The organism is Aureimonas phyllosphaerae (assembly GCF_047943035.1).
GTDB classification, from domain to species: domain Bacteria; phylum Pseudomonadota; class Alphaproteobacteria; order Rhizobiales; family Rhizobiaceae; genus Aureimonas; species Aureimonas phyllosphaerae.
The window spans coordinates 1,430,268-1,439,910 of record NZ_CP181348.1 but is presented as its reverse complement, the minus strand read 5'-3'; the positions used below and the strand labels follow the sequence as shown (position 1 = coordinate 1,439,910).

Sequence of the window (9,643 nt, the reverse complement as noted above, 5' to 3'; positions counted from 1 at the left end):
CCGGACGGCCGGCCGGGGACCGGAGGCGGGATGTGAAGGATGCGATGGTCCGGACCCTCGGCTCCCTGCTGCTCGTCGGCTGCGCGCTGGTCGGAGCCTTTCCGGCCGCGGCGCGGGACGCAACGTTGAGGATCTCCACCTACGGCACGAGCCTGACGGCCAACGGCGGCTGGCAGGCTCCCCTCGCGGAAGCGATCGGGACCTGCCTGCGGCAACCGGTCGAGATCACGAACGACGGGCTAGCGGGCGCGGCGTCGGACTGGGGCGTCGCGGCGGTGGACGCGGTCGCGGCCACCCGGCCCGACATCGTATTCCTGGAATTTGCCGTCAACGACGCTGCGCTCAACAAGTGGATCGGCGTCGACGAGAGTGTTGGCAACATGCGCGCCATCGTCGCCGCATTCCGCCGGCAGAATCCCGACATCCTCGTCTACCTCATGACAATGAATCCGGTGAGCGGCCGCCGTTCCTGGGCCCGCCCGTTCCGCGACCGCTACGAGGACGCACACCGCCGTTTGGCCGAGGAGATCGGCGCCCGCTACATCGACCACCGGCCGGGCTGGGAGGCGATGGGCGCCGACGCGCTGTATCTTGCGATCGTCGACGGTGCCCATCCGACGCCAGGCAGCGCCACCGCGGTGATCGTGCCCAACGTCATGAAACGCCTGGTGCACGACGGCGTCCTGCCCTGCGCGACCGATCGAGATCGCTGACGGATGGCAGCGATCTCGCAGAGGCGTTGCCGCGTGCAACCCCCAACCGCCGCCCTCCCCCTCGCCCCCGAGCCATCTGCGACCGGAGCTTCCCGTTCATGATCGTCAATCTCTTCAGCACGGCGAACCTGTCGTCCGGCCGCTCCGACGCCCTGTCGCGGATGATCACGTCGGTATCCGCCACGGCCCGGGCGCGGCCCGACATCGACCTTCGGCTGATGATCCTCCTGCAGTGCTGCGGAGAGGCTCCGGCCGATCTCCTGTCGCAGGAGGATGCCCGCTTCGTCACCCTCCTCACCACGCCTGGCCTCGTTTCCCTGTCGGCGGCGCGCAACAGGCTGCTCGACGAAGGCCGTCGTCTCGGGTGGATGCACGGCGACGAGATCGTCGCCTTTCCCGACGACGACTGCTGGTATCCCGAGGGCGCGCTCGGCTACATCCACGATGCCTTCGCCCGGCAGCCCGATCTCGACTTCTGGTTCTGCGACTACGCGTCCGCTCCGGTTCCCGTGGACGGTTCGATCGAGCGGGACGCCTCGGTCCAGGACGTCCTGCGACGCGCCTCCTCGAACACGATGGTGTTTCGCAGCCCCATCGTTCGCGAGATCGGCGGCTTCGATCCGGAGCTTGGCGTCGGCGCGCGCCTGAACGGCTCGGAAGACACCGACTACGCGTTGAGGGCGCTCGCCTTGTGCCGCCGCACGCGCTTCATGCCGCTCCCCTCGATCGGCCACCGCGACCGCAACACGGCAATCCGCGCGAAGTACTATCCGTCCGGACTTCTCGTGATCGCCCGCCATGCCGGCCGCATCCCGGCGCTGCGCAGCGCGCTCCTTCGCAAGCTCGCCGTCGGCTCCGCACTGACGGCACGCGGCGAGTTGAAGCCGGGAACATTCCTCGCCGCGATGCGCGACGCGATGGGAGAGATGCGCAGGACGCGGCAGCGCAGCCTTCGCTAGGAAGCCCCTTGAGCGCCGGAGGGCGCATCAGTCCGCAGCCGAACAGTGAGGTTCGACCTCGCCGAGCCAGGGGGAAGATCGGCGTGTTGACGCGCCCTCCCGCCCAGAGCGCTGCCAGTTGAGCATGGTCCTCGGCCCATCTCCCCCGTCTCTCCGCGGCCTCCGGCCTCGGCTCTAGCCTTGGGGCGTTCCAAGGAGAGCCCGATGGCAGCCCAAGACCCCTATTCCAGCAATGCCCCGACCGCAGACGGCCCGGCGAACCGACTCTTCGCGGTGGTGCCGAGCGACAGCCTCGACCTGGCCTTCGTGACCACCGGCCTCTTCGTCGGCACGGGCGGCGATCTCGCGGTGCAGGATCGTACGACCGGCGAAACCGTCGTGTTCCGCAATCTCGCGGACGGCGCGGGGCTTCCGATCCGCGTCGGCCGTGTCCTCGCGACAGGTACCACGGCCGGCCATATCGTGGGGATGGCGTGATGGCGGGTCTCGGCATCGGGCTGCTTCTGGGCGCGCGTGGAGGCCCCAGCCTGTCGCGACCGGTCTTCGACCCCGCGACACGCACGGCAAGCGGGCGTGCGCCTCGGGGCGCGACCGTGATCGTCCTTCTCGACGGCATGCCCGTCGGAACCGCGACGACCTCCGCGCTGGGGCGCTGGTCCCATCAGCTCGGCACGGCACCCTCGCCGGGTCAGGCACTCGCGGCACGAACGGAGATCACATCGCCCGCGACCGTCATCGGCCCCGGATATGCCGCCAGCGGCGAGACCGTCCGGCGCCTTGCCGGCTTCGGCGGCGACCAGGGCAACCAGATCCGCCCGTCGGACGGGACCAAGACCGCCTTCAACGTCCGCAAACGCTTCTATACGCCGGTCCCGATCCCCAATCCGGAGGTCGCCTATACCGGCTTCCACTACAATTCGGGCGCCGAGTTCGACTATCCGAACGAGGCCACCTACCACAGCGCGATCGAGCTGCCGGACGGCACGATCCGCGACATGGGCGCGCCGGTGACCGTGGTGCCGGGCACGATCCTGGCGCGATCCGAAAAGGCCGCGGGCTTCACGGTTCCGGCCGGCTTCTACTGGATCCGCACGCACGGCCGGGTGCCGAGCGGCGGCCGCTGGTCCTATACCGACGCGTTCCGTAGCGCCAATGCGGGCCACATGGAGGAGGGCGTCGACCTGGTCGACAAGGCGACGTCGGGGACGATCGGCAACGCGACGCAGCAGCTGCCGGCTGCCGCGATCGGGCTCGTCGGCGACATGTCTTCCTCCCATCGCCTCTTTGCCCTTGCCGGCGACAGCATCTCCCAAGGCATCGGCGGCTATTCCCATGGGGCGGCTCCAGGCCTTGCACTTGGCATTCTCGCCGGCCTCGTCGTGCAGACCGGCACCGGCAGCGTGCTGCATCTCGGGCGCTCCGGCGCGTCGGCACAGGCCAACCGCGCGACCTACACCCGGCGCATCGCCCTGATGCAGGCGCTCGGCGTCACCGACATCTTCTGCGATCTCGGGGTGAACGACATGTCCTCGTCGTCCTCGGCAGCCACCCTGAAGGGTCACCTCACCACCCTGTTCGGCGCCTTCAAGGCGGCGATCCCTTCGGTGCGGATCTACCAGTCGACGATCACACCCTCGACGGTGGCGACGGCTCCGATCACCGAAGGCAACCAGACGGTGCCTGCCGCAATGCAGGACGGGCGGCGCCTTGCCTTCAACGCCGATCTGAGAACCGGCGGTTTCGGTTCCCTCTTGGCAGGGTTCGTGGAGTTCGCACTGCCCGCCCAACTTCCCGGCGATCCGCATCTGTGGAGGGCCGGATTTGCGTCGGACACGGGCAATCCCGGTTCCCAGCAGCATCCCAACGCGGCGGGAGGCGAGGCGATCATCCTCGCCGCTGCAGCCGAGAACGCTCTGGCGATCTAGGACGTCCAGCAGCTTAAGCGGATCGCGCGCAGCGAAACGGTCCGGCTCTCGAGGGCGGGAGGCGGATCGTGACCCGTGGGGGCAAAGGACGATGAATTCGGGTTGTTCAAACGAGGGGCGGCTGACGAGGACCGATGCCGGGGGCCTGTGCTCTCCCGAGGGCATCGGGCGTGCCGGGACCGGCGAAGGAGTGCCGAACCACCGGCGCGCATCCGGGTTCGAAGGGGTTGAGCGGGCCAGGCGACACTGATCTCACTCACCACGTGTTGCCGGCCGTCGGCCAACAGACCCGACCGTCAAACCCCAACTTTCTCGGACCTCCCCTTCGAGCGCTTTCCGAATGGGTCGAACGGTCGCCATCCTCCTTCGGACGCCCACCATGCAGCGGACGCCTTCGCTTCGAGCCGACATTGCCCGGCGGTCACGACGCGATGGAACCGCTCCTTCCTCGCGCCGTGCCACGAGGCGAGATCACCTCCGTGCCCTACCATCCGATCCGGTCGAAGATCGCTTGAGCGACCGGAAGGCGGGTCTCGCCGCGCCGTAAGGTGCGGGTCCGCCGGCCTCTCGGACGCCGCAGCGTTGTCGAGCGTGACGGCAGGGCGGTTCGCTCCAGGGGGTTGCGCAGCCGGACGACAATCCGAGCGCCGACCGCCAGTACCTTCAGGACCGGGGGCTCACTTCCGGCCGACCGACGCGATCAGATCAGGCGCGAGCGAGGCACGCCGGTCGCTTCCTCACAGTTGCTCCTGCAGCCATAGGGCGGCATCGGGTGCAAGACCCCGCCAGGCGCAGGCGTCGTCCGTGAGGAGAACGACGAGCTTGTCGCCCTCGTTCAGATAGGGCGCAAGGTTGTCCCGGATCTCGCCGAGCTCCCGGTCGGATTTCACGATCCATAGCGCGCCGAACGGCTGGCAGCAGGTGGGGAAGAACGTGCGGATCCGATCGGCCAGAAAGGTCCGGCGACTGGCGGCCTCCTCCGTCTCGCCCGGCATGTCGGCGGCGATGGCATAGGTCCTCATCCGCGATACTTGTTCCCTTGAGCTCGATCGTTGCATTGGCACCGGCCGTGTCACCAGGGCGATGAGCGCATAGAACGACGTCAAAAACCAGCCGCGAGGTCGGCGCAACGGCAGGGCGCGCCCCATAGGATCGCAGCACCCCCTCCTTGCCCCCTTGAAGGGCAACTGAGGGGCGAAACTCGTTTCTGGGAAAAATCGAACCAACTCATCAGGTCGACGCAGCGAACCGCACCGGGTATGGCGGAAGGATGGCTGTCGAACTCGGCCGGAACGAAATAAACGAGCCGATGGCGCCCGCAGCGATTTTAAGCCACCCGATTACGAGATCTTGCGGCCGTCCGGACAGCCGTTCGATTAATTTTCATCTATGTTGCTGAGTATCGGGCTTCCCTGAACAATCAGGGGAATTGGTGCCCAGGAAAGGACTCGAACCTTCACGCCTCGCGGCACACGGACCTGAACCGTGCGCGTCTACCAATTCCGCCACCTGGGCACTGGCGGTTGATTAGTTTCGTCGCGCCGTGCTGTCAATCGATTCGGGAAGAAAATGCGTGCGAGGCCGAGCGTTGCGGCAAAGCGGCTCCTGATCGGGCTTTTCGCCTTCCGCGATTGCCGCTAAAGCCACGCGCGACACATCATGCGGACCACGCGCCGGGAATGCGCGACGTCCGGACAGGGATTGAGCCAGATGAAGGTCGATACCAGGAAGCAGATCACGGTGTTCGGAGGGTCGGGCTTCCTCGGCCGCTACGTCGTTCACGCGCTGGCCCAGCGTGGCCATCGCATCCGCGTCGCCTGCCGCCGGCCCGACCTTGCCTATCATCTGCAGATCGCCGGGCGGCTCGGTCAGATCCAGGCGATCCAGGCGAACCTGCGCCACCCGTGGTCGGTGGAGCGGGCGCTGGAGGGCTCGGACCACGCGGTCAACCTCGTCGGTATCCTGAACGAAGGCGGGCAGCAGACCTTCGCGGCCCTCCAAGCCGAGGGCGCCGGCCATGTCGCGAGTGCGGCCGCCAAGGCCGGGGTCGGCCTCGTCCAGATGTCGGCGATCGGCGCGGACGCCAACTCGCCGTCCAGCTACGCACGCACCAAGGCGGAGGGCGAGGCCCGCGTCCTGTCGGCCGTGCCGGATGCCGTGATCCTGCGCCCCTCGATCGTGTTCGGTGCGGAGGACCAGTTCTTCAACCGCTTCGCCAACATGGCGCGGCTGTCGCCCGTCCTGCCGCTTCTCGGCGGCGGGCACACGCGCTTCCAGCCCGTCTTCGTCAACGACGTCGCGCTCGCGGTGGCGAAAGCCGTCGACGGCGAGGTCGCGGGCGGTCGCGTCTACGAGCTCGGCGGGCCTGAGGCGATAAGCTTCCGCGCCATGATGGAGGAGATGCTGCGGGTGATCGAGCGGCGCCGCCGCCTCGTGTCGATCCCGTTCGGGCTGGCCGCCTCGATGGCCGGCTGGATGAGGGCGCTGCCGGGCGCGCCCCTGACGCCGGACCAGGTCGTCCAGCTTCAGATCGACAACGTCGTGTCGGACGCCGCGAAGGCGGAGGGGCGCACGTTCGAGGCGTTCGACATCGCTCCGCGCACGCTCGCCGCGGTGCTGCCGACCTATCTCGTGCGCTTCCGCCCGCAGGGCCAGTTCACCAAGCCGCAGCCGCACGATGACCGTCCGGCCGAGGACGACAGCCTGCCCGGCGACGACGGGATCGCCAAGGCCTGATGGTGCGCGCCGCACTCGCGGCGCCTGCAAGCAACGAAAAAGGGCGCCCTCGGGGGCGCCCTTTTTCGTGATCGGCCGGCGGCGGCACTCAACGATAGGCGAGAATGACGCCGATGCCGATCGCGCCCACCGCAATGCGCCACCAGGCGAACGGGGCAAAGCCGTATTTGGAGACGAAGCCGAGGAGCGAGCGCACCACCACAAGGGCCGAGAGGAAGGCCATGACGAAGCCGATGCCGATGGTCGCCGCGTCGTCCACCGACAGGAGCGACCAGTTCTTGTAGAGGTCATAGGCGAAGGCGCCGGCCATGGTCGGCATGGCGAGGAAGAACGAGAATTCGGCCGCCGAGCGCTTGTCGGTGCCCAAAAGCAGTGCGCCGGCGATCGTCGCGCCCGAGCGCGAGGTGCCGGGGATCATCGCGAGGCACTGGATCAGGCCGATCTTGAAGCAGAGCGACAGCGGATACTCCTCGATGTCGCGATAGCGCGGGTTGAGCGGCATCCGGTCGATCGCCAGGAGAACAAAGCCGCCGATGAGGAGCGCGACGCAGATCACCATCGGCGTCTCGAACAGGACACCCTTGATGAAGTCGTGGGCGATCGCACCGATCACGGCAGCCGGCAGGAAGGCCAGCAGGATGCCGGTGACGAAGCGCCGGCTTTTCGGGTCGGACGGCAGGGTCACGAGAAGATGCCAGAGCTTGCCGAAATAGACCGACAGCACCGCCAGCACCGCGCCGAGCTGGATCAGCACCTCGAACGTGTTGCCGGTGGAGTGGAAGCCGAGAAGCTGGCCGGCGAGGATCAGGTGGCCCGTCGAGGACACCGGTATGAACTCGGTCAGCCCTTCGATCAGACCGAGGACGAAGGCGTCGAAGAGCTGGAGGGTATCCATCGCGGGTCCCGCAAGTTGGCTTGGCGTCCGGGGAATGCCGCGACGACCCGCTGGGGGTCAAGGCCTTCGCCGCACTGCAGTATGAAGGATGGAGCTTTCCCCGGCCCACCCTGTCGCCGGCCTCGGCGCGAAAAAGCTTGCTGTTGACGAGGATCGGCTTATGTGGCGCGTGGGAACCGGAGCGCTTGCGGACGTTCACGATCCGCCAACCATCTGGTCTTAAGGTCACGGCAACCCTTTTCGCGACCGCCTTCGGCCGCGTCATCGAGAGTACAAGTTTCCCGCCTCCATGCTCATCCTGCACCACCATCCCATGTCCGCCGCCTCCCGTTTCGTGCGGCTGGTCCTCGGGGAATACGGCGAGCGGGCCGAACTGGTGGAGGAGCGACCCTGGGAACGGCGCCCCGAATTCCTGGCGCTCAATCCGGCGGCGACGCTGCCCGTCCTGACCGAGGACCGCAGCGTGCCGATCATCGGCGGCACCGTGGTCGCCGAATATCTCGACGAGACGCGCGGCGCCTTCCAGCGCGAGAAACGCCTTCTCGCCGAAAAGCCGATCGAGCGCGCCGAAATCCGGCGCCTCGTGGAGTGGTTCCTCGGCAAGATGGACGCCGAGGTGACGCGCTATCTCGTGCGCGAGCGCGTCTTCAAGCGCGAGATGCGCTCGAACGAAGGCGGCGGCGCGCCGGACGCCTCGGCGATCCGCGCCGCGCGGGCAAACCTCAAGAACCACATGCGCTACATCGGCTGGCTCGCCGAAAGCCGGAACTGGCTGTCGGGATCGCGCCTCTCCTATGCCGACTTTTCGGCCGCCGCCGCGGTCTCGATCCTCGACTATCTCGGCGAGGTCGCCTGGGAGGAGGAGCCGGCCGCCAAGGACTGGTACATGCGCATCAAGTCCCGCCCCTCGTTCCGGCCCTTCCTGGTGGAGCGTGTGCGCGGCGTGCCGCCGGCCGCTCACTACGCCGAACTCGACTTCTAAGAGCCCTCCCGGACATCCGCGTCGGAGGATCGGCGAGGGATTTTCGTGGCCCACGGGGAGCCGACAGCGGTCGATGCTGCCGGCATCGACGAGGCATCGGCGACGACATGCGGGGTGGAAAGCGCCGCCGAGCCGACCCGGCGGAAGTTTCGGGCGGGCTCCGAGAGACGTTGCGTCCCTCACGTCGGCCCGGAGCCGGCCGTCGCAAGGGGCCGCCGCCTCTGGTAAGGATCGGCCATGGCCGATGCCCTGCCCCTCCCCGCCCTGCGCCGCTTTCTCGACGACGATGCGCGCCGCCTCGGCTTCGACGCCGTCGGTGTCGCGACACCGGCCGAAGATGCGCTGGCCGGCGAACGCCTCGATGCCTTTCTCGCCGCCGGTCATCACGGCACCATGGCGTGGCTGCCCGAGACGGCCGAGCGTCGGCGCGCGGTGACGGCACTCTGGGACGAGGCCCGTTCGGTCGTCGTCCTCGGCCTCAACTACGGACCGGACGAGGATCCGCTCGCCGTCAATGCACGGACGGACCGAGGTGCGATTTCGGTCTACGCGCGGCACCGCGACTACCACGACGTCGTGAAAGGCAAGCTCAAGGAACTCGCAGGCCGCATGGTGGCGCGGGCCGGGGCGCGGCCCGACGGCCGTCCGCACGACGCCAAGGTCTTCGTCGACACCGCGCCACTCATGGAAAAGCCGCTCGGACAGGCCGCCGGGCTCGGCTGGCAGGGCAAGCACACCAATCTCGTCAGCCGCGAGTTCGGCTCCTGGCTGTTCCTCGGCTCGATCGCGACGACGATCGCCTTCGAGCCCGACGCGCCGGGCGTGGACAGTTGCGGCTCCTGTCGCGCCTGCCAGGATGCCTGCCCGACGGGCGCCTTCCCCCAGCCCTACCGGATCGACGCGCGGCGCTGCATCTCCTATCTCACGATCGAGACGCGCGCGCCCGTACCGCGCACGCTTCGCCCGCTGATGGGCAACCGGATCTACGGCTGCGACGACTGTCTTGCGGTCTGTCCCTGGAACAAGTTCGCCAGAACCGCGCGCGAGGCCAAGCTGCAGGCGCGCGAGGACCTTCGCGCGCCGCGGCTAGACGCGCTTCTCCGGCTCGATGATGCCGCCTTCCGCACGCTGTTTTCGGGCTCTCCGGTCAAGCGGATCGGCCGCGACAAGTTCGTCGCCAACTGCCTGATCGCCGCCGGCAACGCCGGGCGGCCGGACCTTCTGCCCGACGTGCGCAGGAGGCTCGGCGACGCAGCGCCCGGCGTGCGCGCGATGGCGGTCTGGGCGCTCGGGCGTCTTGCGCCTGAAGAAGCCCTGTCGGCGCGGGATGAGGCGCTGGCGCACGAGATGAACGACGAGGTGAGGATGGAATGGGATGCGATCGAGGGTGGGCGGACAAATGAGGGCTGCTGAGCCGGGACCGTCAACGGCGG

9 protein-coding genes and 1 tRNA gene are annotated in these 9,643 nt (G+C 68.2%); 7 read left to right on the top strand and 3 right to left on the bottom strand.

Translation table 11 applies throughout. The features are described from left to right. Positions 1 to 44: 44 nt before the first annotated feature. From ACLNGM_RS06685 to ACLNGM_RS06670, 4 genes are all read left to right on the top strand, one after another. Entirely contained in the window at positions 45 to 713 is a 669-nt protein-coding gene (locus ACLNGM_RS06685) for an SGNH/GDSL hydrolase family protein (RefSeq protein WP_416357713.1), read from the top strand. Positions 714 to 811: 98 nt separating this feature from the next. Then, positions 812 to 1,672 carry a glycosyltransferase family 2 protein gene (locus ACLNGM_RS06680; RefSeq protein ID WP_416357712.1) on the top strand — a complete coding sequence of 287 codons (861 nt, stop codon included), beginning with the start codon at positions 812 to 814 and terminating at the stop codon, positions 1,670 to 1,672. 204 nt (positions 1,673 to 1,876) lie between these two features. Beyond that, positions 1,877 to 2,149, top strand: coding sequence for a spike base protein, RCAP_Rcc01079 family (locus ACLNGM_RS06675; RefSeq protein ID WP_090961947.1), 273 nt, complete (start codon positions 1,877 to 1,879; stop codon positions 2,147 to 2,149). Further along, the gene (locus tag ACLNGM_RS06670) at positions 2,149 to 3,597 is read left to right on the top strand and encodes an SGNH/GDSL hydrolase family protein (RefSeq protein WP_416357711.1); all 1,449 of its coding nucleotides are present in this window, start codon (positions 2,149 to 2,151) and stop codon (positions 3,595 to 3,597) included. The genes ACLNGM_RS06675 and ACLNGM_RS06670 overlap by 1 nt, the downstream gene beginning before the upstream one ends. Positions 3,598 to 4,334: 737 nt before the next feature. Here the strand turns inward: ACLNGM_RS06670 and ACLNGM_RS06665 are convergent. After that, positions 4,335 to 4,619, bottom strand: a complete 285-nt coding sequence (locus ACLNGM_RS06665; protein WP_416357710.1) for a hypothetical protein — start codon at positions 4,617 to 4,619, stop codon at positions 4,335 to 4,337. A gap of 408 nt (positions 4,620 to 5,027) precedes the next feature. Next, positions 5,028 to 5,112, bottom strand: a tRNA-Leu gene (locus ACLNGM_RS06660). 195 nt (positions 5,113 to 5,307) lie between these two features. Between ACLNGM_RS06660 and ACLNGM_RS06655 the strand changes: the two genes are divergently transcribed. Beyond that, positions 5,308 to 6,333, top strand: coding sequence for a complex I NDUFA9 subunit family protein (locus ACLNGM_RS06655; RefSeq protein WP_416357709.1), 1,026 nt, complete (start codon positions 5,308 to 5,310; stop codon positions 6,331 to 6,333). 88 nt (positions 6,334 to 6,421) lie between these two features. On the opposite strand, the gene ACLNGM_RS06650 is transcribed toward ACLNGM_RS06655, so the two are convergent. Next, positions 6,422 to 7,228, bottom strand: coding sequence for an undecaprenyl-diphosphate phosphatase (locus ACLNGM_RS06650; protein ID WP_416357708.1), 807 nt, complete (start codon positions 7,226 to 7,228; stop codon positions 6,422 to 6,424). A 289-nt stretch (positions 7,229 to 7,517) separates the two neighbouring features. Here ACLNGM_RS06650 and ACLNGM_RS06645 point away from each other — a divergent pair, with 289 nt between their 5' ends. Together ACLNGM_RS06645 and queG are read left to right on the top strand one after the other, a co-directional pair. After that, positions 7,518 to 8,210: a glutathione S-transferase family protein gene (locus ACLNGM_RS06645; RefSeq protein ID WP_090961933.1), complete on the top strand. Its 693-nt coding sequence runs from the start codon at positions 7,518 to 7,520 to the stop codon at positions 8,208 to 8,210. A gap of 237 nt (positions 8,211 to 8,447) precedes the next feature. After that, entirely contained in the window at positions 8,448 to 9,623 is a 1,176-nt protein-coding gene (gene queG, locus ACLNGM_RS06640; RefSeq protein WP_416357707.1) for a tRNA epoxyqueuosine(34) reductase QueG, read from the top strand. Positions 9,624 to 9,643 lie beyond the last annotated feature (20 nt).

Coding starts and splice junctions, on each gene's coding strand:
- ACLNGM_RS06675 (WP_090961947.1), top strand. CDS start 1,877: ATGGCAGCCCAAGACCCCTATTCCAGCAATGCCCCGACCGCAGACGGC.
- ACLNGM_RS06670 (WP_416357711.1), top strand. CDS start 2,149: ATGGCGGGTCTCGGCATCGGGCTGCTTCTGGGCGCGCGTGGAGGCCCC.
- queG (WP_416357707.1), top strand. CDS start 8,448: ATGGCCGATGCCCTGCCCCTCCCCGCCCTGCGCCGCTTTCTCGACGAC.
- ACLNGM_RS06680 (WP_416357712.1), top strand. CDS start 812: ATGATCGTCAATCTCTTCAGCACGGCGAACCTGTCGTCCGGCCGCTCC.
- ACLNGM_RS06665 (WP_416357710.1), bottom strand. CDS start 4,619: ATGAGGACCTATGCCATCGCCGCCGACATGCCGGGCGAGACGGAGGAG.
- ACLNGM_RS06650 (WP_416357708.1), bottom strand. CDS start 7,228: ATGGATACCCTCCAGCTCTTCGACGCCTTCGTCCTCGGTCTGATCGAA.
- ACLNGM_RS06645 (WP_090961933.1), top strand. CDS start 7,518: ATGCTCATCCTGCACCACCATCCCATGTCCGCCGCCTCCCGTTTCGTG.
- ACLNGM_RS06685 (WP_416357713.1), top strand. CDS start 45: ATGGTCCGGACCCTCGGCTCCCTGCTGCTCGTCGGCTGCGCGCTGGTC.
- ACLNGM_RS06655 (WP_416357709.1), top strand. CDS start 5,308: ATGAAGGTCGATACCAGGAAGCAGATCACGGTGTTCGGAGGGTCGGGC.